The following is a 21750-nucleotide window of genomic DNA, read 5'->3' as shown; positions in this document are numbered from 1 at the left end:
CAAGGGGGGGGCGATGGCGACCAAATACGATGCCATTGTGATCGGCGGCGGACATAACGGGTTGGTCACAGCAGCCTATCTCGCCAAGGGGGGCGAGAAGGAGGGCAAGAACAAACTGAAAGTGCTGGTGCTGGAGCGCTACCACAAGGTGGGCGGTGCGGCGATGTCGGAGGAAATCTACCCCGGCTTCACCTATTCGACCTGCTCCTATGTCTGCTCGCTGCTGAGGCCCGAGATCTTCCGCTTCCTTGACCTGCCGCGTCACGGATTGCAGGTCATCCCCTATGAAATCAACTCGTCGCCCAATTATGAGGGCGAGGGGATCGTCACCTATTCGGACCATGACCGCACGCGTGAATCGCTGCGTCGGCATTCGATCAAGGATGCCGAGGCTTACGATCACTATGCCGCCGAGATCAGCCGGCAGTGCCGCTTCATCAAGCCGCTGCTGATGATCACGCCGCCGGACCCCACTCAGCTCAACCCGTTTGCGCAGAACAAGATCAATCCCTGGGGCAAGCGTACCGATCTGGAAGGCCTGCTGAAGATCGCGCGCGAGTTCGGCCGCATGGGCGAGAAGCAGATGTATGAGATCCTGCGCTTCTGGACCATGTCGATCGGCGATTTCCTCGACGAATATTTCGAGACGCCGCGGTGGAAGGGCTTCTCAGCCGCATCGTCGATCATCGGCACGGCCTTGGGGCCGTATTCACCGGGCACGGCTTATGTGCTGTTGCACCACTATATGGGCGAGGTTGACGGGCAGATCGGCGCCTGGGGCTTTGCGCGCGGCGGCATGGGCTCGGTGTCGAAGGCCATCGCCTCGGCAGCGACCGAGGCCGGCGTCGAGATCCGCACCAATGCGGAGGTGGCCAAGCTCATCATCCGGGGCGGCAAGGCGGTCGGCGTGACACTGGCCAATGGTGAGGAAATCTACGCGCGAACCGTCGTCAGCAACGCCGATCCGAAGCGCACCTATCTGAAGCTGATCGAGAAATCGGATCTCGATGCGATCGATCCCGACATTCATACCTACGCCAAGAACTTCAAGATCCGTGGGTCGTCGGGCAAGCTCAACATCGCCCTCGACGGGTTGCCGCAATTTGCTGGCCTGCCGAAGGAATCGGCCTGGGGCACGATCGATATCGGCGGCGATTTCGATTACATCGAACGCGCCTATGACGATTACAAATACGGTTCTTGGTCGAAGCGGCCGTTCCTCGACATCGTCATCCCAACCACGGTCGATCCGACCATGGCGCCGCCGGGCAAGCATTTCATGTCGGTCTTCGTGCAATACGTGCCCTATAAGCTGGCCGAGCAGCCCTGGACGCCGGAGATGAAGGCGAAGTTCGAGGCGGACGTGCTCGACACGATCGAGATGAACGCGCCGGGGTTCAAGAAACTGATCCTGCATTGCCAGACGCGCACGCCCTGGGACATCGAGAACGAAGTGGGCCTCACCGAAGGCAACATCTTCCAGGGCGAGTTGACGCTGGACCAGATGCTGTTCAACCGCCCGTTCCCGGGCCTTGGGCAATATCGCGGGCCGTTCGACAATTTCTATATGTGCGGATCGGGTACACATCCCGGCGGCGGCGTGATGGGGGCACCTGGCGCCAATGCCGCACGCGAAATGCTCAAAGACTTCAAGCACGGGGTGGTGTGACATGGCCGCCAACACTTATGACGTCATTGTCATCGGCGCCGGCCATAACGGCCTGGTGACATCCACCTATCTCGCCAAAGCCGGGCAGAAGGTGCTGCTGGTGGAAGCCGGTGAACAGCCGGGCGGGGCCGCACAGACGCGCGAATTCGCCAAGGGATACCGTGTTTCGGCAGTGGCACATCTGCTGCACGCTCTGCACCCGAAGATCATCGCCGATCTCAATCTGACGCAGCATGGGTTGCAGATCGCAGAGAAGGCCGTCGGCACCTCGGCGATGCTGCCGGGTGGGGCGCGGCTGGATATCACGGCAGACAAGGCGGCGACGCAGGCAGCCATTGCCAAGTTCTCCTCCGCGGATTCGCTGGCCTATCACCCGCGCATGGAGCGGCTGGTGCGTCTGGCCGGTGCCTTGGGCAGCTTCCTGCTGCGCACGCCGCCCAGCCCGTCGCCTAGCTCGAACGACTTCCAGACCAAGCTGGCCTTGGGCATGTTCGCGCTGAAGCTGCGCATGATGGGCAAGAAGGACATGCTGGAACTGTCCCGCATCCTCACCATCAATGTGGCCGATCTCGCCAATGATTTCTTCGAGAGCGATATCCTGAAAGGCCTGCTGGGTCTCGAGGCAACGCTTGGTGTCTATCTGGGGCCACGCTCGCCCAACACTGTTTTCAACCTGCTTTACCGGCTGGCGTCGATGGACACCAAGCATGGGCAGGGTGGCCATTTCCTGCCGCAGGGCGGTATGGGCGCCGTCATAGAGTCGCTGGTGAAGGCGGCGAAGGCCGCCGGTGTCACGATCCGCACGCAGGCGCCGGTCGGTCGCATCCTGATCGAAAAGGAGCAGGCCGTCGGCGTCGTCCTGGCGAGCGGCGAGGAGATCCGCGCGCCCATCGTGGCGTCGAGTGCCGATCCACAGCGAACCTTGTTGCATCTGGTGGAACCCGGCAATCTCGATACCGAGTTCCTGCGGCGCATGCGCCATCTCAGGATGAACGGCTGCGTCGCCAAGGTGCATCTGGCGCTAGAAAACCTGCCGGATGCGTTCCGTAACGCCCAGGGCCGCATGATCTTTGCCCCTTCGACGAACTATGTCGAGCGCGCCTTCGATTGCGCCAAATATGGCCGCGTCGCCGACAATCCGGCGCTGGAGATCGTGGTGCCGACGCTGACTGATCCGAGCCTCGCGCCGAACGGGAAGCATGTCGTCTCGATCCTGAGCCAGTATGCGCCCTACAAGCTGCGTACCACCACGGCGGATGAAGCCCGCACGCAAGTATTGGAGCGGACGCTGAATGTGCTGGAGCAGATCGCGCCCGGCGTGAAGAACCAAGTGACCGCGTCGGAAGTGCTGACGCCGCAGGATCTGGAAAGCCAGTTCAACCTGTCCGGCGGGCAGTGGCACCAGGGCGAAGTGACGCTCGATCAGGTGTTCTTCCTGCGACCGGCGGCTTCGTTCCAGCAATACAAGATGCCGCTGCCGGGCCTGTGGTTGTGCGGCGCCGGTGCCCATCCTGGCGGCAATGTCTCAGGAGCTGCCGGCGCCAATGCGGCACGTGAGATCTTGAAGGATTTGAAGGGGAGGCGTGGCCATGCGGCGTGAGGCAATGGCGCGGTCGCTACCCCCCTCTCTAGCTCTCCCCCTCAAGGGGGGAGAGGACTGCACCCAGCTCGTTGCAAGCTCGCGCCTCACTTCCCCGTCCCCCCTTGAGGGGGAGGGTCGGGGAGGGGGGTACTGCCAGCAATTGATCAATACCGGAGTCATTGCATGACCCACGTTCAGCATCTCAAACCCTTCCTGAAGAAGACGCCGTTCCATGAGCCGATGTCGGCCATGATGCATGGGGCGGGCTGGATCCGGTGGCAGGGCTTTTACTCGCCGGCCTTCTATGATTCGACGCAGTCGGAATACATGGCATGCCGCAACGGTGCCACGGTCTATGATGTTTCGCCGCTGATCAAATATGCGATCAAGGGCAGGGACGCGGCAAAGTTCGCCAACTATCTGGTGACGCGCGATCTCACCAAGATCAAACCGATGAATGCCGCCTATACCGCCTGGTGCGACGATGACGGGCGCATGATCGAGGAAGGGACGATCTTCCGCTTGGGCGAGAACGACTTCCTGCTCAATGCGGCGCTGCATCAGCTGCATTGGCTGAACGAAAGTGCCTATGGCTTCCAGGTCGAGATCGAAGAGGTGTCGGACACGCTGGCCGGCTTGTCGCTGCAAGGGCCGAATGCGCGGACAATCCTGGAAGTTCTGGGTGTTCCAGGCATCGGCAGGCTGCCGCATTTCGGCATCATGGAGACCACCGTCGATGGGCATTGGCTGCGGATCGACCGGGCCGGGTTCACCGGCGATCTGGGCTATGAAATCTGGGTGAAGCCCCAGGACGCCTTGTGGCTGTGGGAGAACCTGTTCCGCACCGGCGATCCATTTAAGATTGCGCCCATGGGCGGTCACGCCCTGGAAATGACCCGGATCGAGGCGGGCTTCATTCTGGTCGATGTCGATTATATCGGTTCGCATCACGCTATTCGACCGACCCAGCGCATTTCGCCGATCGAGGCCGGGATCGGCTGGGCCGTCGCCCTTAAGAAGGATGCCTATTTCGTCGGCAAGCGCGCCTTGCAGAAGGAAAAGGCGGATGGGTCGTCGCGCTTCATCCTGAGCGGGATCGAGATCGAGGGCCGCAAGCCGGCGCCCGGTGCCTTCCTTTATGCCGACGAGAAGGGGACCAAGGAATTGGGGCTTACCACCTCGGCCATGTGGTCGCCGCTCTTGAAAAAGAACATCGCCTTCGCGCAGATTCCGCCGGCCTATACGAAGCCCGGCACGGAAATGTGGATCGAGATATGGTATCCGAAGGAAAAGAAGATCGAGCGCAGCATGGTGAAATGCTGGACCCGGAACCGCATGTTCTTCGACCCGCCCAGGAAGAAGGAGATTGTGTGAGACCTATGATCGAGCCGAATTTGTCATGGCCCGCGCAGGCGGGCCATCCACGAGTTTGCCGGCAACTGAAGAAAGAAACTCGTGGATCCCCCGCCTTCGCGGGGGATGACAAGCGTATTTGAGGCTCGATCATGGCCCGGAACGCCGGCATCCGCAGCAATCGCAAGAAAGAGATCATCGAGGCGACCATTCATGTGATCGCGGCCTTCGGCTATCACGGCACGACCGTCAGCCGGGTGGCGAAATCGGCCAACGTGTCGGTCGGCCTGATGAACTTTCATTTCGAGAGCAAGGACAAGCTGTTCGAGGAAGTTTTCAAATACCTTGCCACGGAATACATGCAGGTCTGGACAACGCGGGTTAATGCAGCCTCGGCGGAACCCTGGGCGCGGCTCGAGGCGATGGTGCAGACCTATTTCGACCGCGACGTCTTTACTGGCGTCAAGCTCGCGGTCTGGTTCGCCTTTTGGTCGGACCCGCAGCTTCGGGACAAGTTCCGCGAAGCGGCGACGGCGGTCGAGCGCCGCTATGTCAAGGAACTGGAGCACCAGATCTACAACATCTGCATCGCGCGCCCGGCCGCGGCGGCGCAGGCCAAGAAAGTGGCCGTGCGTGTGGCGGGTGCCCTGTCGGCGATGATCGACGGCTTTTGGCTTCAGGCGCTGCTGTACCCCAAGACCTTCAAGACAAAGGACGCGGTCAGGTCCTGCATGGCGTTCGTCAAGCTGCTCGATCTCTATTACGATCAGAACGAAAAGCTGGCGGCGGCCGAGAAGAAGAAGACCGATGCCTGAGATCCGATGACAGGGGGAATGCCGATGCGGTTCGCGGGAAAGGTTGTTCTGGTGACCGGCGGCACGACCGGGATCGGCTTTGGTATCGCCAAGCGGGCGGCGGATGAAGGCGCGCAGGTGGCGATCGTCGGGCGGGATGCGGCGAAAGCCGGTATGGCGGTGGAGAAGCTGCAGCGCGATGGGGCCGATGCTGCCTCATTTGTCACCGATATCGGTGTCGAGGCAAATGCACAGAAGCTGATTGCGGATGTGATGGCATTTCGGGCGGTTGGATGTGGTCGTCAACAATGCCGGCGCCGGGGCGCGACGCTCTGGCGTGGAGAACAGCGACACGCCGGGCGAGCGGCTGGCCAAGATCATGTCGGCCAATCTCAATTCGGCCTATTTCGTTTCGGCCTATGCCTTGCCGGCACTCAAATCCGCTGGCAAGGGCGTTATCGTCAACATCTCCTCGACCGCGACGTTGCATGGCAATTGGGGTTCCTACGGCATGGCGAAAGCCGCCCTCGAATCCCTGACCCGGGCACTCGCGACGGAAGGTGCGCCACATGGCATCCGAGCCAACGCCGTCTCGCCGGGCTGGATCAAGACGGAGACGACGGGCGGCAGCGGTGCCGCCGAGGATTGGGAGAAGGGTGCGTCGTTGCTGGCGCGCATGGGCACACCGGACGAGATCGCCCGGGCCGTGCTGTTCCTGGCCTCCGACGAGGCGAGTTTCGTCACCGGCACGGTGCTGACCGTCGATGGCGGGCTCACCATCACGGACTATCCGTCGCTGCCTTATCTCGATGCCGTGGGTGCCTGGAAGCTGTTTCCGGGGACCTTGGGCGACTAAGATTTGGTGGGCGGTGAGGCTGACTAGATCAAAAACTCCACCGAATTCTCGCTGAAGGTTGCCTTGGTGATACCACCCAGCAGCAAGGTGGAGCCGGTATCGCTGCTGTAAAGGCGGAGGCCGGCTGCCGTTTCCTCGGCGGATGCCATCAGTTCGGCGAAGCTGTCGTGGGCCTCGTCCTGCATATCAGTCGGAATAATGAGGAGATCGCCTTCGGCGGCATTGAAGTCGGTGATGTAATCGTGGCCCTGGCTGAAATAGAAGCGGTCGTCACCGCCGCCACCGGTTAGGTCGTCATGGCCGAGATCGCCATAGAGCTGGTCGGAGCCGTCGCCACCGGAGAGCGAATCCTGGCCGGCGCCGCCCCGCAGAATGTCATTGCCGGCGCGACCATCGACGAAATCGTCGCCGGCGGCGCCCGAGTAGAAATCGTGACTCAGCCCGAGGCGGATGTTGTCTCCGGCCGTGCTGTCCTCGCGGTAGAGGTTGAATTGCTCGAAATTGCGGAAGGTGAGGCCGCTCGATGAGGTACCGGTCAGCACATCCATCGTGACGGCGTCGGGACCATAGAAGCGCATGCCCAGGACGTCTTCCGAGCCACCGCCGCCATCGACATCGCCGCGCTTGCCGACCCAGACCTGGTCGACGCCGTCGCTGCCGATATAGGTGTCGAAGTCGTCGAAATCACCGGGGTTGAGGTCGGCGTAATTGTGGTGGCCGAAGAGCTGGACGAAATCGCCGCCAGCCTGGGTGTTGACGTAGTTGAACTCCGTCCCGCCGATGATGGTGTCGTTGCCCCAGCCGGTATAGACGGTGAGGTCCTCGAAACCGACAAGGCCGGCCATGCCGGTGGCAAAGCCCGCCTGGAAGTCGACGTTCACCGTCATGATGTTGGTGGGATCGTAGTGGATCTCGACTGCATCGCGGCCACCGCCGCCGTCGAGATAGTCGCCCATTTCGCCGCGGATGTAGTCGTCGCCGGCGCCGCCGCGCAAGACATCGTTGCCGCTGGTCCCCATCAGGAAATCGGACCATTGCGTGCCGGTGAGCTCGACGCGCTCGAAATTCATCGCGCTGAGATTGTAGCCGGCGGGTGGGTCGTAATCGCTCATGTATCGGCTGGAGAGATAGTTGTTGCTGTTGATATAGACCTCGACCCCGTCATAGGGGTCGCGTTCATCAAAATGCACAATGAGTGTGTCGACGCCATTGCCGCCATCGGCGAAGCCTTGGCTGCGGGTCGTGACCACGTCATCGCCATTCATGCCTTTGAGTATGTCGTTGCCGCCGCCGCCATCGATGACGTCATTGCCTTCGTCACCCAGCAACTCGTTATGGCCAGTGGTGCCGACCAGGACGTCGTTGAAGCTGGTGCCGCGGATGTTCTCGATATTGACGAGCTGGTCGCCCTGGGCGTGGGCGCCGATCTGCGTCGCGCGGTTGAGGTCGATGTTAACGGCACTGGAGCCGCGGTAATCGACAAAGTCATAGCCGCCGCCGCCATCGATGTAATCGGCGCCCTTGCCGCCGGCGATGGTATTGCGGGCGTCGTTGCCGATGAGGCGGTCATCGAAATCGCTGCCTTGCAGGTTTTCGATGTTGCGCAGGATATCGCCCTGGGCGTCGCCGCCGAATTGGATGCCGCCGCGGGTGAGGTCGACATGAACGGCCGCGCTGGAATAGGCGTAGCTCGCCTTGTCGATGCCATCGCTGCCATCGATGTAGTCGCCGCCGGCACCGCCACGGAAGGTGTTGTTCTGGGCATTGCCGAAAAGTCTGTCATGGTGGGCTGAACCGACCAGGCCCTCAATGCCGAACAACTGATCGCCTTCGGCTTCGCCACCAGCGCCGGATTGGGTGATCTGTGAGAGGTTGACGGTCACGGCCTCGGCGGAAGTCTTGTAGACCGCGATATCGAAGCCATGGTCGAAGCCGTTATCGCCGAAGAGCTGGTCGGCGCCGACACCGCCCCAGAGGATGTCGTTGCCGGTATCGCCGGACAGGATGTCGTTGCCACGGTCGCCATAGATGACGTCATGGCCGCCATCGCCATAGATGATGTCGTTCCACCAGGTGCCCACCAGGATGTCGGCGCGCGGCGTTCCGTTCTGATATTGCGGCATCATGCCCTCCCCAGATGAGTGACGGGGTGCAGCGTTTCAGGGCGCGGTTGCGGCGGTCAATTTCAGGTGTTTGTGGAAAATTGCTGCGGTCGGGGCGTGGTGTCACCGCAGATGTGATGGCGCGAGGAACTTGAAAAGCCAGTCGTCTCGAAACCCTTGATGCGCCTCATGCCGTGCTGCGGTAGCGGGTGGGTATGGGCAGAAAGTGCGGGCACTGTGACAAACGAAAACGGCGCCGTGTTGCCACGGCGCCGTTCACGCATTCAGGTCGTCAATCTCTAGCCGCTGATGCCGGGCATCAGCTTGTTTTCCGTCTCCCGGCCCTTGGCGAGTTCATTGAGGGTCAGATCGACCGCTTCCTCGAACTTGCCCAGGGTTTCTTCCAGGCATTTCTGGTCATGCGCCGAGGAGATGAACCAGGGTTCGCGGCTGTCCGGCTCGCACATGATGCCCATGTCGATGAGGATACCGGCCATGGTGTCGTAGAAGGTGTAGTCGGAGAGCTTCCAGTTGCGGTAGGTGGTCGGTGCCTCGGCGCTGAAGAAGAGGCCCGACATCGACTGGTGGCCGGTGAAGCTGTGCGGGATGCCGCGCTTGGTCAGGACCTTCCCCATGCCGTCCTGCATCGCCTGGCCATAAGAGGCGATGTTCTTCAGGGCGTCGGTGTCCTTGAGGATGGTCAAGGTCGCCTCGGCAGCGGCCAGGCTCATCGCCTGGGCGGTGTAGGTGCCGCCATGGGCCACACCCTTGCCGTATTTGCGCAGGATCTCCTCCTTGCCGCCGATCGCCGAGATCGGGTAGCCGTTCGCCACGGCCTTGGCCACCGTGAAGATGTCGGCCTCGATGCCATAGAGTTCCTGGGCACCGCCCTTGGCGACGCGGAAACCGGTCTTCACTTCGTCGACGATCATCAGCACGCCGTATTTGGTGCACAGCTCGCGGACGGCCTTGATGAATTCCGGCTTCGAGGGGATGCCGCAGCAATTGCCGAGGATCGGCTCGATCAGCACGGCGGCGATGGTGTCGTGGTTCTTCTTCAGCACCTCTTCCAGGCGCTGCGCGTCGTTATACGGCACCTGCCAGAAGAGCTGGCGGACCAGCTGCGGAATGCCCTCGCCATAAGGGATGACCTTGGGCTGCTTGGTCTGATCCTTCATGTCTTCGGGATCGGCCGTCCACATGCTGGCGTCGAAGAGGCCGTGATACGAGCCTTCGAACGTCACGTAATTGTCCTTGCCGGTATAGCCGCGCGCCAGGCGCAAGGCGGCCATCACGGCTTCGGTGCCGGAGTTCGAGAAGCGAACCAGTTCGGCCGCCGGCATCATCTCCTTGATGAGCTTGGCGACAGTCACTTCCTTTTCGGTGCCCAGCGCATAGACCGTGCCGACCGACTGCGCCTCACGCGCGGCAGCGTCGACGATGTCATTGCAATGGCCCAGGATGGCGGGGCCGTAGCCGAGGCGGTAATCGATGTATTCGTTGCCGTCGATATCCCAGAGACGCGCACCCTTGCCGTTCTTCACGAAGACCGTGTTGTCATCGCCCCAATAGCGGAAGTTCGAGCTGACGCCGAGCGGCATATGCTTGATGGCCTCGCGGAAATGGGCCCGGCTCTTATCCATTTTGCGACGCTCGGTTTTTATCGTCGTCATGTGAAAATCTCCGTAGTCTCAAAGTGATGCGGGTGTTGCCCCGCGCTCCGGTTGGGTGCCGAACGACGCCAGAATCAGCGGCTCGTCACCGTCCAGTCATTGAATGTTTGTATAAAAAATCTATCATGCGATTCAGTGAGAGGCAAGTTCATTGAATGCTTATTTAATGTTGCGAGTGCAGCAAAGTTAAAGATATCATGTAGTTATCGCGATTCCCCCATCCGATCTCGGAAAGGTTAAAGGGCCCCATGGCCAAAGCTGAAGCGGTCAAGGAAGTTCGCCGTAAGCAATTGATAGACGCGACAATTCGCGCAATCGGGCGGGTCGGCTATGCCAATGCCACCTTGACCCATGTGGCCTCCGAAGCCGGCTTGTCGCCCGGCATCGTCAATTTCTATTTCAAGTCCAAGGAACAACTGCTGATCGCGACACTGGAACAGATCGCCGAGGAATACTCGGCCTTCTGGCAGGCGGCGATCAACAAGGGCAAGGTGGCACCGGCCGCCGGGCTCGAAGCGATGATCGAGGCCGACTTCCATCCCACCGTCTGCAACGTGGAAAAGGTCTCGATCTGGTACGCCTTCTGGGCGGAAGCGCGGGGCAATGCCGCCTATCATGACGTGGTGTCGCGGCTGGAACAGGATTACCTCGCCCAGACCGAGACCCTGTGCCAGCGCATCATCCAGGAGGGCGGCTATGAAGGCGCATCGGCCGGTGATGTCGCCACGGGCTTGAACGCGATGATCGACGGCATGTGGTTCGACTGCCTGATGGAGCCCAAGGCCTTCAACCGGGCGGAGGCCAAGCGCATCTGCCGGCAATACCTCGCCTCCGTCTTCCCGGCGCATTTCTCGGGCGGTGTGAAGAAGGGGAAGAGCGACAACGACAATACCGTGGTGCTCGCCATCGACCAGGAAGTGCAGGGACGCAACGCGCACCGCGCGCGCCTTGCCGCGGCCTTGCGCAAGCGCCTGGAACCGGTGGGTCCCATGCGGCGCGAGGTGCTGGCCGCTGCCGCCGGCATTTCGGTGAAGATCCTGGAGAGCTGGCTCGACGGCCGCGCCGAGCCGAGCTCGTGGCAGATCGGGCGCCTCATCGTCGCCACCGACGCGCAGCTGTGGATGGAGATCTATGGCCCCATCCATGACGAGGCGCAGCGCCTGTTCGAGGCGCGCCTCGCCAGTGCCCAGGAACAGGCGATGCGCGACAGGGCGGCGCTGGCGACGCTAAAGGGGACCGACTAAAAAATCTGAACGTCATGCCCGGGCTTGATCCGGGCATCCACGCCGACAGGCGGCACCGGTGGATCCCCGGGTCAAGCCCGGGGATGACGAAGCAAGTTGGGGCAGGGGATGGCTCATAAACTAGACCGTTTGCTGCGGCCCCGGAGTGTGGCCCTTGTGGGTGCCAGCCCGAAGGAGGGGTCGGTCGGGCGCGGCATGATCACTTCGACCGGCATGGCGGGGACGCTGCCGAAGATCTATTTCGTCAATCCAGCCTATCAGGAGATCGACGGGCAGCGCTGCTATCCGTCGCTGAGCGCCTTGCCGGAGACGGTCGACATGGCCGTGCTCGGCATCGCCAATGTGCGGCTCGAAGCGGCACTCGATGAGGCTATTGGCTGCGGCATCGGCGGTGTCACGATCTTTGCCAGCGGGTATCTCGAAAACGATACCGAGCCGAAGCTGACCGAGCGCATCGCGGCGAAGGCACGGGCGGCGGGTGTTGCCATTTGCGGCGGCAATTGCATGGGTTTCTACCATCTCGATTTCGGCCTGCGCGTCTGCGGCTTCCCGCCGCCCGCCTGGATACGCAAGGGCAATGTCGCCTTCATCACGCATTCGGGCTCGGCCTTCTCGGCGCTCTGCCACACCGACCGGCGCTTCGGCTTCAGCCTAGCCGTGTCGGCAGGGCAGGAACTGGCCACCAATGTGGCCGATTATCTCGACTTCGCGCTCGACATTCCGGCAACCAAGGTGGTGGGGCTGTTCCTCGAAACCGTGCGTGACCCGGCGGGGTTCAAGGCGGCGCTCTTAAAGGCGCAGCGGATGGAGATCCCGGTTGTGGCGCTGAAGGTCGGGCGCACGGCCGAGAGTGCGGCCCTTGCCGTCTCGCATTCCGGGGCGGTTGCCGGCAATCATGCGGCCTATCAGGCGCTGTTCGATCGCTATGGCGTGATCGAGGTCGCCAACATGGATGAACTGGTGAACGCGCTGCATCTCTTTTCCAGCGAGCGGCGGCTGGCGCCAGGCGGGCTGGCGACGATGCATGATTCCGGCGGGTTTCGCGAATTGGTGCTGGATCTCGGCATCGAGGCCGGCGTGCCCTTCGCCCAGATCAGCGACGAGACGCGAGCCAAACTGGCGGCCCGGCTGGATTATGGCCTGGAGCCCATTAATCCGCTGGATGCCTGGGGCACCGGCAATGATTGGGCGGCGATCTTCGAGGATTGCCTGCAGGCGCTGGTCGATGATCCGGATACGGCGCTCGCCTCGCTCTGCGTCGAGGCGCGCGATGAATATTATCTGAGTGCCGGCTATGCCGATATCCTGCGCCGCGTTGCGGCGCGCACGACAAAGCCGGTCTTCTACACGACCAATGTCGGCAGCAATGCCAATCTGGATGTCGTTACCCGGCTGGCCCATGACGGTGTGCCGGTTCTTTCCGGCGTGGCACCTATGCTCGGCGTCGTAAAGAAGGCGATGGCGGCGCGGGACCGGGCGTTGTTGGCGCCGGACGTGGCGGCGGTGGCGCCGTCCGGCTTGCGGGAGAAATGGGCACCGCGGCTGGCGCAAGGCGACCTCTTGGAGGCTGAGGCGCTGGACCTGTTGGCCGATTACGGCGTGCCGGTTGTGGCCCACGTCCACGCCGAGACGCTTGATGCGGCAAAGGAGGCGGCCGATCGCATCGGCTACCCCATCGTGCTGAAGACGGCAATGCCAGGCATCCTCCATAAATCAGACGTGGGCGGCGTGAAGCTGGGCGTCAAGAACGCAGCGGAATTGGAAACAGCCTATGCCGATCTCAAGGCGCGGCTGGGCCCCCGCGTCCTGCTGATGCCGATGGCGGGGAAGGGTGTCGAGATCTCCTTTGGCATGACAATGGACCCGCAATTCGGCCCGGTGGTGATGGTGGGGGCCGGCGGCGTGCTGATCGAAATGATGTCCGACCGCCGTTTTGTGCTGCCGCCTTTCGGTCCAATCGAGGCGGCGCGACACATTGAAGGGTTGGCCTTACGACCACTGCTGGATGGCAAGCGCGGCGCCAAGCCGGCGGATGTCGAAAAGCTCGCGCGCGCCTTTGCGGCATTCGCGGTGATGGTGGCAGACCTCGAGGGCCTGGTCGGCGAGATGGACGTCAATCCGTTGATCGTCAATGAAACGGGCGCCGTTGCGGTCGATGCGCTGATCGTCGCAACGGCGCGCTAATCGTTACGCGGCTTCGCGGTTCAAGGGCTGGCACATGCAATGGACGCCGCCGCCGGCCCAGGTGAACATGGTCATGTCCGGGTCGTAGACGGTGAAGCCATTGGCGCGCAGCTTGGCGTTGAGGTCTTTGGCGCCTAGCGTGGAAAGGATCCGATCCTTGCCCAGCGCCACGACATTGCAGCCCAGGGCCATGGTTTCTTTGAAGGTCGCGGGGATGATCTCGATCTTCTTCTGTTTCAGGAAGTCGATGATATCGTCCTCGGTCGTTTCGAGGCAGACCGCGGCCACATGCTCGTTCAGCATGCAGACCATCAGATCGATATGGACATAGAACTGGTCGATCGGCGCAAATTTGATTTCCCAGCCTTCATCGCGCATCCATTCCGAAATCTGGCGCGCCGAAATCTCTTCCGAACGATGATCGGTGTAGCCGATGAGTGCGGTCTTGTCGGCGATGATGTTGAAGTCGCCGCCTTCGAAATTGCCCGAGCTCACCATGTCGTAAACCGGGATATCGTTTTCGAGGTAGAAGCGCAGGCAGGAGGCGTATTCGCCGCGGCGGCGCGGATTGGCCATCTGGCAGATGACCGCGCCATAGGGTGTCATGAAGGAGGAGTCGCGGGCATAGACCTGGTAGGGGTTATGCTCGTCGAGGGGCAGGAAATGGCAATTGACCCCGGCATCCTCATAGGCGTTGACCATCTCGCGGTGCTGGCGCATGGCGAGCTGCTTGTCGAACTTGTAGCCCTTGCGCATCGTATCGCGGACGAGCGACGACCAGGCCGCGTTCTCCAGCCCCATCCAGCGGAAGCCCTCGGCCGGCCCGAGCAGCACGTCTTTGAGGGCGCCGGATTCGGAGGCGAGGTTCCACTTCTTCATCAGCGGCGTGCCGCCACCGATGACGCGGCCCCGGAGCGGTGAATTCTGCGGTGAAGTCTGACGGTCGGCCATGATGTTCCCCATTTTCGAAAGAAGATGGAGCAGGGTAGCAGCGCCATGCCCGGAACCCCAGGGACTTCTGTTCCGGGCATGGTCCACTATTTCTCACAGTGTGACAATCAGCTGGGCCTTAGGCAGCGCGAACCCCGTTGATGAAGTCGACGATGCTGCGTTGGAGGGTGTCGGTCTGCTGGGTGAGACCATTGGCGGCGCCAAGGACCTTGCCGGCGCCGTCGGCCGTCGTGGCGGCCGCGACCGACACATGGCCGATCGACTTGGCCACTTCCTGGGTGCCCATGGCTGCTTCCGTGGCGTTCCGCCCGATTTCCTGCGTGGCGGCGGTTTGCTGCTCGATGGTGCCGGCGACGGCCGTTGCCATTTCATTAAGGCGGTCGATGACCGTCGCAATCTCGGTGATCACATCGGTCGCCGTGGCAATGCTGCCGCGCATGCCTTCAACCTGGGCGCGGATATCGTCGGTCGCGGTCCCGGTCTGGGTGGCGAGGGATTTAACCTCGGTCGCCACGACAGCAAAACCGCGGCCGGCTTCGCCGGCCCGCGCCGCCTCGATCGTGGCGTTGAGCGCCAGGAGGTTGGTCTGGCTGGCGATATCGTTGATGAGGCCGATGACGTCACCGATCTTGGTACCGGATTCTTCCAGCTGGCGGACCATGTTGCGCGCTTCCTGAGCGCGTGTCGCGGCGTCGTTGGCGACCGACCGGGCATTGGTCATCTGCTGGGCGATTTCGCGGATGGAGGCCGTCATTTCCTCGGTCGCCGCTGCGACCAGCTGGACATTGCGCGTCGCCTCTTCGGATGCCGCGGCGACGGCCGAGGTCTGGTGCGATGTTTCATCCGAAGCGCGCGAGAGCGTGTCGGCCGTCTGGTTAAGGGTCGAGGCCGAGCCGTTGATGACCCCCAGAACCTGCGTCGCCTGTTGCTCGAACGTTTGGATCAGGCGGGCGACCCGCTCGCCTTGGGCGATTTTCTCGCGCTGCTGACGCTCTTCCTCGACCGCCAGTCTTGCGCGGGCCTCGGCATTTTCCTTGAAGGTCGCCATGGTGCGGGCGATGTCGCCCACTTCGTCGCGGCGATCGGTGCCGACCACGTGGATGTTGAGATCACCATTGGCGAGGCGCTGAAGCGCATCGGTGACACTGCGGATCGGGCGGACGATGCCGCGATTGGCAACGACATAGCCGATGAGGAGGCCGAGGACGATGCCGCCCAAGGCGACCGCGATCTGCACCCACTGCGCATTGCTTGAAAGGGCGAGGGCGCCGTCGCGCATGGTCTTCATGCGTTCGGCAGAATAGGTGCTGTAGACCTTGACCGTGTCGGTAACGGTCTTCTGGGCCTTCAAGCCATCGGCCAAGGCAGCATCAATGGCAGCCTTGTCGCCACCCTTTGACGCCACGTCGACCAGATTGCGGATCTTGTCGAAATAAGGGGCGAGGACGCCTTTGATGGCATCGAGTTGGCTCTTCTGTTGGTCGTCAGCCGCGGCGGCCAAGACGTCGAAACGCGCCAGCATCTCCGTCGTGCGGCGATCCGTTTCCTTGGCGAAATCGGCGGCCTTTTCCGGCGCCTGCGCCAGCTGATAGGTCATGCGGCTGATGGCGATGATGTCGAGGCGAAGATCCATCGCCTCGCGGGCTGCAGATTCGACGGTGCCGACATCCTGGAGGGTCTTGCCCATGCGGGTCATGCCGTACCAGCCGGTGAAGGCAATGACGGCAGAAAGCGATGCCAGAAGGACCACGAGCATGATCACTTTGGCCGAGATGGTGATGTTCTTCAGGTTCATTGTCCTGCTCCCTGGGGTTTCCCCTGACTGAGAAAGGCCATAACAGGTGCAGGTAAGGATTCGGTTAAGGAACAGCTATTTATATGACAATTAGGAGTCTGGGTCAGGCTGCTGGGCGGGCCATTCCTGCCCCATCTGCATTTCGGCTTCGAGCCAATCGGCAAAGGCACGGGCGGCCGGCGTGACCAATGCCGGCAGCACGATGAAATAGGCGCCGAGATGTTCTATGGACTGGCGGAAAGGCCGCAGCAACTGGCCGCGGGCCAGATCCTCGCCAGCCGTGATCTGGTCGGCGAGACACAGCCCCAGCCCCTGTTTGGCGGCGGCCAATAGCAGGTTGAAATCCTGGAAATAGATCGTCCGGGCAGGCTCGGCTTGGGGCAGGCCGGCACGGGCCAGCCAGCGGCGCCAATTGGCGCCCTGTGGGTCGTCCAGCAGCAGCGTGTGCCGCAGGATGTCCGCCGGCGCGCCAAGCCCCGGACCATCGGCCAGGAGGCGCGGCGCGCAGACGGGGAAAGAGCCGACATGGGAGAGGAGGCTGGCGGTGCCGTCCTGCCACACCGGCTCGCCGAAGCGGACAGCTAGATCGACGGTATCGCCCAGGCGTCCTTCGCTGGCCGGGTCGTAACTGGCATTGGCGGCCAGGAGAGAGAGCTTGAGGCCGGGCGCCGTCTCGGTGAATTTGGCGAGGCGCGGGATCAGCCACTTCTCGGCAAAGGCCGACGGGACCGAGACGCGAAGCTCGCCGGCGATCATTTCGCCTTCCAGCCGGGCAATGGCATAGCCGAGTTGATCGAAGGCGGTGGTCGACGCCTTCAAAAGCCGCGTTCCCTGATCGGTCAAGGCCAGGCGATTGCCCTGCCGTTGGAACAGCGCAAAGCCCAGCTGATCTTCGAGATTGACGATCTGCTTTGAAACCGCGCCATGGGTCACGCCGAGTTCGTCCGCGGCGCGGCCCATATGCAGATGGCGCGCTGCCGCCTCGAACGTGCGGAGGGCATTGAGCGGTGGAAGGTGGCGTTTCTGCAAGATCTTGGCGGCCGTTAAGGAATGGTCGTGGAAGTGTTCACAGAATAGGCTTTTCTGTCCAGGCCGGCATAAAGTCGCTGAAATAAGGGCTTTGTGAGGGGCATCACAGCCTATGCGCGTATCGCTTCTGGCGTTTGCGGCCGGCGGTGCTACATTCCCTCCACCGCCGCGGACGGGCGACGGAGCACATTTCCAAAAGATGGGAGCTTCAAAATGAAATTTGGTAGCCTGATCGCCGCGGCCGCGGCGCTGATGATGTCCGCTGTCCCGGCCTTTTCCGCCGGTGGCGTGAATGTCGGTTCGCTGAGCTGCAACGTGGCAGGCGGGATGGGTTTCATCTTCGGTTCGTCGAAGACGATGTCCTGCGTCTTCACCCGCGCCGACGGTTCGGCCGAAGTCTATAATGGCGAGATCAACAAGTATGGTGTCGATATCGGCTTCACCAAGGAAGCGCATATGATCTGGGTCGTCTTTGCCCCGGGCAATGTCGCGCCGGGTGCGCTGGCCGGTGAATACGGCGGCGCCACGGCCGATGTGGCGGCTGGCCTCGGCCTTGGTGCCAATGTCCTGGTGGGTGGCGGCAATAGCCAGATCGCCCTGCAGCCGGTGAGTGTCACGGGCAGCGTCGGCGTCAATGTTGCCGCCGGTGTCGCTCAGATCTCGCTGCGCCCGGGCGTCTAAGGCGTCCTTGACGAATTGATCGGGGAAGGGCCGCGAGCGATCGCGGCCCTTTTTCGTGCGCGTTCAGAGCGTGCGGACATCTCCGATGAAGCGGCGCACTTCTTCATTGAGCACATTGGACTTGCCGCCGAGTTCGACGGCCGCTCCCAGCACTTCGCCAGCGGCGCGACCGGTATCGCCGGCCGCTGCCGTGACCTCGGTGATGTTGACCGAGACTTCGGTGGTACCCTGGCTCGCCTGCTGGACATTGCGGGCGATCTCGGCCGTGGCGGCGGTCTGCTCCTCGACCGCGCTGGCGATGGCGGTGGCGATGCGGCTCATTTCCTCGATCACTGACGCGATACCAGCGATGGCGCCAACCGAATTCTCCGTGGCCTGCTGGATCTCGGTGATCTTGGCGCCGATATCCTCGGTCGCCTTGGCTGTCTGACCGGCAAGGTTCTTCACCTCGGAAGCGACGACGGCGAAGCCGCGGCCGGCTTCACCGGCGCGCGCCGCCTCGATGGTGGCATTGAGTGCCAGCAGATTGGTCTGCGCCGCAATCTCGCTGATAAGACCCACCACGTCGCCGATCGCCTGGGCCGCGGTGGCAAGATTGCGGACCTGCTGATTGGTGTGCTGTGCTTGGCCAACCGCCTTTTCAGCGATGCCGGTCGATTGCGCGACCTGGCGGCCAATCTCGGAAATGGAGGCGCTGAGTTCTTCCGTGGCGGCGGCGACGGTTTGCACATTGGCCGTTGCCTGATCGGCGGCGGTCGCCACCACGGTCGATTGGCGGTTGGTGCGATCGGCTGTTTCGGTCATGGATTGTGCTGAGCTCTGCAGGGCGCCGGAGGCGGTCGACAATGAGTCGGCGAGCTCGCCGACCTTGCCCTCGAAGCCGGCGATCAGGCTTTCCAGCGCCTGGGCGCGTTTCAGCTTGGTGTCGGCATCGATTCTGGCGGCTGCATCGGCGTCGCGTTGTGCCTGCAGGGCATCTTTGAAGACAAGCACGGTGCGGGCCATATCGCCGATCTCGTCGCGGTTGGTCTGCGCTGGTATCTCCGTCTCCAGCCGGCCGCTCGCCAGCTCATTCATCGTCGCCGTCATGAGGCGGATGGGCGTCGAAATCGAGCGGCCGATCAGCCAGGCACCGATCCCGCCCAAGGCGAGGCCGGCGATGGCGATCGCGATGGTGATGTTGCGCGTCCTGGCCATGGTGCGCTCCGTCGCCGTCTTGATCGCCTGGAGTTCGGCTGTCTGTGCATCGCGGATCTGGTCGGCGAGGGCAGCGATCTCGGCATCCTTCTTTGGCATATCAACGTCGATGAGTTGATGGGTGTCACCTGCCGTCTTCACCAGTGACTGCAATGCCTGGCCGTATTTGAACATCGTCATGGTGATGTCCTGGGCGGCCATGCGCTGCTGTGGCGTCGTCAGTTTCTTCTGCATCTTGGCGATGCTGGTGGTGAATTTAGTGACGTATTGCTTGGCCGTGGCGATGAGCTTCGGATCGAGTTCGGCGAGATAACGTGTGGCCGCAAGGCGCGCCGACATCAGCGCATCCTGGGCGATGCCGGCCAGGGCCGCACCTTCGAAATTGCTTTCGCCCATGGCGCTGCCAACCAGATCGGTCATGGCCTTGGCAGCAGCGGTGCCCACGGGAGTCAGTTGCTCGGCAATGAGCTTGTCCCGGATGCTTCGCAAAGCGATCGATTTTTCGAAATCGGCGCCATAGGCGCTGACAACTTCCTGCATACGGGCGAGGGGCTCCTTCCTGGCGTCAGTCGCCGTCATGGCCTGTTGGGTGAGGCCATCGGTCAAGCGCGTCAGAATGGCGTGGGTGTCGTCGGCGGCCGCCGTCGATCCATCCCTGGCATAGGTCATGACGGCATTGCGCAGCAGGGCCACATCGCGCGCGATCTGCTGTGCACCCAAGGTGGCATTGGAAATCTCGGCATAGCGGTTGACGCTGTCCTCGGTGCCATCGGCGGCAATGACGCTGTAGGCCGATATGCCGCCCAGAAGCAGGAGCAGAATTCCGAAGCCGGCACCGATGCGGCTGGCAATGCTGAAGCTGGCGAGAAAGCGGCCGAGCATGAAGAATTTTCCTCCTCTGTCATTGCCGCTCATTAGTCATATAAATGATGAAGGGGAGGTTAAGGCTCCATAATCGCTGGGAATTTTACGGATGTTCAGCCGCCGATGCTAAAGAAGCCTAAGAGCAGCGGGCGCCTTGTTAGCAAACTCTTAAGTATGTTGGGGAAGGACGATGACCTAAGGAAGGCGCCATTCAGCGCCGGGCCGCGCGCCCCCGCTGCATCGTCATTCAGGAGAACGTTATGAAAGTCGGTTTTGCCGTCGCGGCCGTGTCGATCCTGGCCGCCTTCACAAACACTGCCACAGCCGATGACCAAGTGGCACGCGGTGCCTATCTCGCCAGCATCATGGATTGCGGCGGCTGCCATAACACCGGCGCCTTCACGCCAAAGCCGAATGTGGAGACGCCGCTCGCGGGTTCGGATATCGGCTTTGAAGTGCCGGGGCTCGGCGTGTTCTATCCGGCCAATTTGACGCCGGACAAGAAGACGGGCCTCGGTGCCTGGAGCGATGCGGAAATCATCGCTGCCTTCACCACCGGCCTGCGTCCCGATGGCCGGCAATTGGCGCCGGCCATGCCGTGGATGTCCTATGGGCACATCACCAAGGAGGATGCCGCGTCGCTGGTCGCCTATCTGCGCAGCCTGAAGCCGGTCGAGCATCAGGTGCCTGGGCCTTTCGGCGCCCAGGAAAAAGCAACCGCGCCCTATATGACGGTGAAGATGCCGTGAACGGGAAAAGGCCGGGCTGGTGCCCGGCCTTTTTTCGATCACGCCCGGTATTTGACGCCGGGCAGGACGCAGAGCATTTCATAGAGCAGGTTCGCGGCGAGCAGCGAGGTGTTACCGCTGGGATCATATGGCGGCGAAACTTCGACGAGGTCGCAGCCCACCAGATCGAGGCCGCGGCAGCCGCGGATGATCTCCAGCCCCTGGATGGTGGTGAGGCCACCCACTTCCGGCGTGCCTGTGCCGGGTGCCGAGGAGGGGTCGAGGCCGTCGATATCGAAGCTCAAATAGACCGGGCCCTTGCCCAGCTGTTCGCGGATTTCCGCCATCAGGGGCGCCAGCGACTTGTACCAGCATTCCTCGGCCTGGACGACGCGGAAGCCCTGGGAACGGGGCCAGTCGAAATCCTCGGCCGAATAGCCAGTGGCGCGGAGGCCGATCTGCGCCACGCGCTTGCCGTCGAGCAAGCCTTCCTCGACCGCGCGGCGGAAGGGCGTGCCATGGGCGATCTTCTCGCCGAACATGGTGTCGTTGACGTCGGCATGGGCATCGACATGAACCATGCCGACGGGTCCATATTTCTTCTTCAACGCGCGCAGGATGGGGAGGGCGATGGTGTGGTCGCCGCCCATCGTGAGCGGGATGCAGTTATGGCTGAGGATCTCGTCATAGGCCGCCTCGACGATGGCGACGCTCTTTTCGAGATTGAAGGTGTTGATGGCGACATCGCCGATATCGGCAACGCTGAGTGAATCGAACGGTGCCGCGCGCGTCGCCATGTTGTAGGGGCGAATGAGGCAGGATTCGGCGCGGATCTGGCGCGGCCCAAAACGCGTGCCGGAGCGGTTGGATGTGCCGATGTCGAACGGCACGCCGACAAAGGCCGCGTCGAGGCCGGCCGCACTCGTCCTGGTCGGCAGGCGCATCATGCTGGCATGGCCGCCGAAGCGCGGCATCTGATTGCCGCCGAGCGGCTGGTGGAAGACTTTCTCCTGCGGAACCTTGTTCATGACCCTGACCTCATTTGTCG

General features: G+C 62.3%; 16 protein-coding genes and 1 pseudogene. 10 read left to right on the top strand and 7 right to left on the bottom strand.

Annotated features, from left to right (window positions below; all coding sequences use genetic code 11):
• Window positions 1–13: 13 nt before the first annotated feature.
• From SMD31_RS20595 to SMD31_RS20575, 6 genes and pseudogenes are all read left to right on the top strand, one after another.
• Window positions 14–1669: a phytoene desaturase family protein gene (locus SMD31_RS20595; RefSeq protein WP_320502819.1), complete on the top strand. Its 1656-nt coding sequence runs from the start codon at window positions 14–16 to the stop codon at window positions 1667–1669.
• A 1-nt stretch (window position 1670) separates the two neighbouring features.
• The gene (locus SMD31_RS20590; protein ID WP_320502818.1) at window positions 1671–3269 is read left to right on the top strand and encodes a phytoene desaturase family protein; all 1599 of its coding nucleotides are present in this window, start codon (window positions 1671–1673) and stop codon (window positions 3267–3269) included.
• A 165-nt stretch (window positions 3270–3434) separates the two neighbouring features.
• Window positions 3435–4625 carry an aminomethyltransferase family protein gene (locus tag SMD31_RS20585; RefSeq protein ID WP_320502817.1) on the top strand — a complete coding sequence of 397 codons (1191 nt, stop codon included), beginning with the start codon at window positions 3435–3437 and terminating at the stop codon, window positions 4623–4625.
• Window positions 4626–4756: 131 nt separating this feature from the next.
• The gene (gene betI, locus SMD31_RS20580) at window positions 4757–5419 is read left to right on the top strand and encodes a transcriptional regulator BetI (RefSeq protein WP_320502816.1); all 663 of its coding nucleotides are present in this window, start codon (window positions 4757–4759) and stop codon (window positions 5417–5419) included.
• A 6-nt stretch (window positions 5420–5425) separates the two neighbouring features.
• Window positions 5426–5662, top strand: a pseudogene (locus tag SMD31_RS21580) (SDR family NAD(P)-dependent oxidoreductase); the annotation flags it as partial.
• 25 nt (window positions 5663–5687) lie between these two features.
• A complete protein-coding gene (locus tag SMD31_RS20575; protein ID WP_320502815.1) occupies window positions 5688–6254 on the top strand; it encodes an SDR family NAD(P)-dependent oxidoreductase in 567 nt (188 codons plus the stop codon).
• A gap of 23 nt (window positions 6255–6277) precedes the next feature.
• Here the strand turns inward: SMD31_RS20575 and SMD31_RS20570 are convergent, their stop codons facing one another.
• Both SMD31_RS20570 and SMD31_RS20565 read right to left on the bottom strand, forming a co-directional pair.
• Entirely contained in the window at window positions 6278–8380 is a 2103-nt protein-coding gene (locus tag SMD31_RS20570) for a calcium-binding protein (RefSeq protein ID WP_320502814.1), read from the bottom strand.
• Between the two features lie 275 nt (window positions 8381–8655).
• Entirely contained in the window at window positions 8656–10029 is a 1374-nt protein-coding gene (locus tag SMD31_RS20565) for an aspartate aminotransferase family protein (RefSeq protein ID WP_320502813.1), read from the bottom strand.
• Between the two features lie 248 nt (window positions 10030–10277).
• Between SMD31_RS20565 and betI (SMD31_RS20560) the strand changes: the two genes are divergently transcribed.
• Together betI (SMD31_RS20560) and SMD31_RS20555 are read left to right on the top strand one after the other, a co-directional pair.
• A complete protein-coding gene (gene betI, locus SMD31_RS20560; RefSeq protein WP_320502812.1) occupies window positions 10278–11273 on the top strand; it encodes a transcriptional regulator BetI in 996 nt (331 codons plus the stop codon).
• A gap of 108 nt (window positions 11274–11381) precedes the next feature.
• Window positions 11382–13457, top strand: coding sequence for an acetate--CoA ligase family protein (locus SMD31_RS20555; RefSeq protein WP_320502811.1), 2076 nt, complete (start codon window positions 11382–11384; stop codon window positions 13455–13457).
• A gap of 3 nt (window positions 13458–13460) precedes the next feature.
• On the opposite strand, the gene SMD31_RS20550 is transcribed toward SMD31_RS20555, so the two are convergent.
• From SMD31_RS20550 to SMD31_RS20540, 3 genes are all read right to left on the bottom strand, one after another.
• Window positions 13461–14408, bottom strand: coding sequence for a dimethylarginine dimethylaminohydrolase family protein (locus SMD31_RS20550; protein WP_320502810.1), 948 nt, complete (start codon window positions 14406–14408; stop codon window positions 13461–13463).
• A 118-nt stretch (window positions 14409–14526) separates the two neighbouring features.
• On the bottom strand, window positions 14527–16203 hold the full coding sequence (locus SMD31_RS20545) for a methyl-accepting chemotaxis protein (RefSeq protein ID WP_320502809.1): 1677 nt from the start codon (window positions 16201–16203) through the stop codon (window positions 14527–14529).
• A gap of 90 nt (window positions 16204–16293) precedes the next feature.
• Complete coding sequence (locus SMD31_RS20540) at window positions 16294–17232, bottom strand: LysR substrate-binding domain-containing protein (protein ID WP_320502808.1); 939 nt, start codon at window positions 17230–17232, stop codon at window positions 16294–16296.
• A gap of 213 nt (window positions 17233–17445) precedes the next feature.
• Between SMD31_RS20540 and SMD31_RS20535 the strand changes: the two genes are divergently transcribed.
• On the top strand, window positions 17446–17913 hold the full coding sequence (locus tag SMD31_RS20535) for a DUF992 domain-containing protein (protein WP_320502807.1): 468 nt from the start codon (window positions 17446–17448) through the stop codon (window positions 17911–17913).
• Window positions 17914–17976: 63 nt separating this feature from the next.
• On the opposite strand, the gene SMD31_RS20530 is transcribed toward SMD31_RS20535, so the two are convergent.
• The gene (locus SMD31_RS20530; protein WP_320502806.1) at window positions 17977–19992 is read right to left on the bottom strand and encodes a methyl-accepting chemotaxis protein; all 2016 of its coding nucleotides are present in this window, start codon (window positions 19990–19992) and stop codon (window positions 17977–17979) included.
• Window positions 19993–20234: 242 nt separating this feature from the next.
• On the opposite strand from SMD31_RS20530, the gene SMD31_RS20525 reads away from it, so the two are divergent.
• On the top strand, window positions 20235–20723 hold the full coding sequence (locus SMD31_RS20525) for a c-type cytochrome (protein WP_320502805.1): 489 nt from the start codon (window positions 20235–20237) through the stop codon (window positions 20721–20723).
• A 38-nt stretch (window positions 20724–20761) separates the two neighbouring features.
• Here SMD31_RS20525 and speB read toward each other — a convergent pair whose 3' ends face one another.
• On the bottom strand, window positions 20762–21730 hold the full coding sequence (gene speB / locus SMD31_RS20520) for an agmatinase (protein WP_320502804.1): 969 nt from the start codon (window positions 21728–21730) through the stop codon (window positions 20762–20764).
• Window positions 21731–21750 lie beyond the last annotated feature (20 nt).

This window comes from Dongia rigui, from assembly GCF_034044635.1.
GTDB lineage: Bacteria > Pseudomonadota > Alphaproteobacteria > Dongiales > Dongiaceae > Dongia > Dongia rigui.
Note: the sequence above shows the minus strand (reverse complement) of the source record. Positions and strands in the feature narration are given on the sequence as shown.

Coding starts and splice junctions, on each gene's coding strand:
- SMD31_RS20595 (WP_320502819.1), top strand. CDS start 14: ATGGCGACCAAATACGATGCCATTGTGATCGGCGGCGGACATAACGGG.
- SMD31_RS20590 (WP_320502818.1), top strand. CDS start 1,671: ATGGCCGCCAACACTTATGACGTCATTGTCATCGGCGCCGGCCATAAC.
- SMD31_RS20585 (WP_320502817.1), top strand. CDS start 3,435: ATGACCCACGTTCAGCATCTCAAACCCTTCCTGAAGAAGACGCCGTTC.
- betI (WP_320502816.1), top strand. CDS start 4,757: ATGGCCCGGAACGCCGGCATCCGCAGCAATCGCAAGAAAGAGATCATC.
- SMD31_RS20570 (WP_320502814.1), bottom strand. CDS start 8,380: ATGATGCCGCAATATCAGAACGGAACGCCGCGCGCCGACATCCTGGTG.
- SMD31_RS20565 (WP_320502813.1), bottom strand. CDS start 10,029: ATGACGACGATAAAAACCGAGCGTCGCAAAATGGATAAGAGCCGGGCC.
- betI (WP_320502812.1), top strand. CDS start 10,278: ATGGCCAAAGCTGAAGCGGTCAAGGAAGTTCGCCGTAAGCAATTGATA.
- SMD31_RS20555 (WP_320502811.1), top strand. CDS start 11,382: ATGGCTCATAAACTAGACCGTTTGCTGCGGCCCCGGAGTGTGGCCCTT.
- SMD31_RS20550 (WP_320502810.1), bottom strand. CDS start 14,408: ATGGCCGACCGTCAGACTTCACCGCAGAATTCACCGCTCCGGGGCCGC.
- SMD31_RS20545 (WP_320502809.1), bottom strand. CDS start 16,203: ATGAACCTGAAGAACATCACCATCTCGGCCAAAGTGATCATGCTCGTG.
- SMD31_RS20535 (WP_320502807.1), top strand. CDS start 17,446: ATGAAATTTGGTAGCCTGATCGCCGCGGCCGCGGCGCTGATGATGTCC.
- SMD31_RS20530 (WP_320502806.1), bottom strand. CDS start 19,992: ATGCTCGGCCGCTTTCTCGCCAGCTTCAGCATTGCCAGCCGCATCGGT.
- SMD31_RS20525 (WP_320502805.1), top strand. CDS start 20,235: ATGAAAGTCGGTTTTGCCGTCGCGGCCGTGTCGATCCTGGCCGCCTTC.
- speB (WP_320502804.1), bottom strand. CDS start 21,730: ATGAACAAGGTTCCGCAGGAGAAAGTCTTCCACCAGCCGCTCGGCGGC.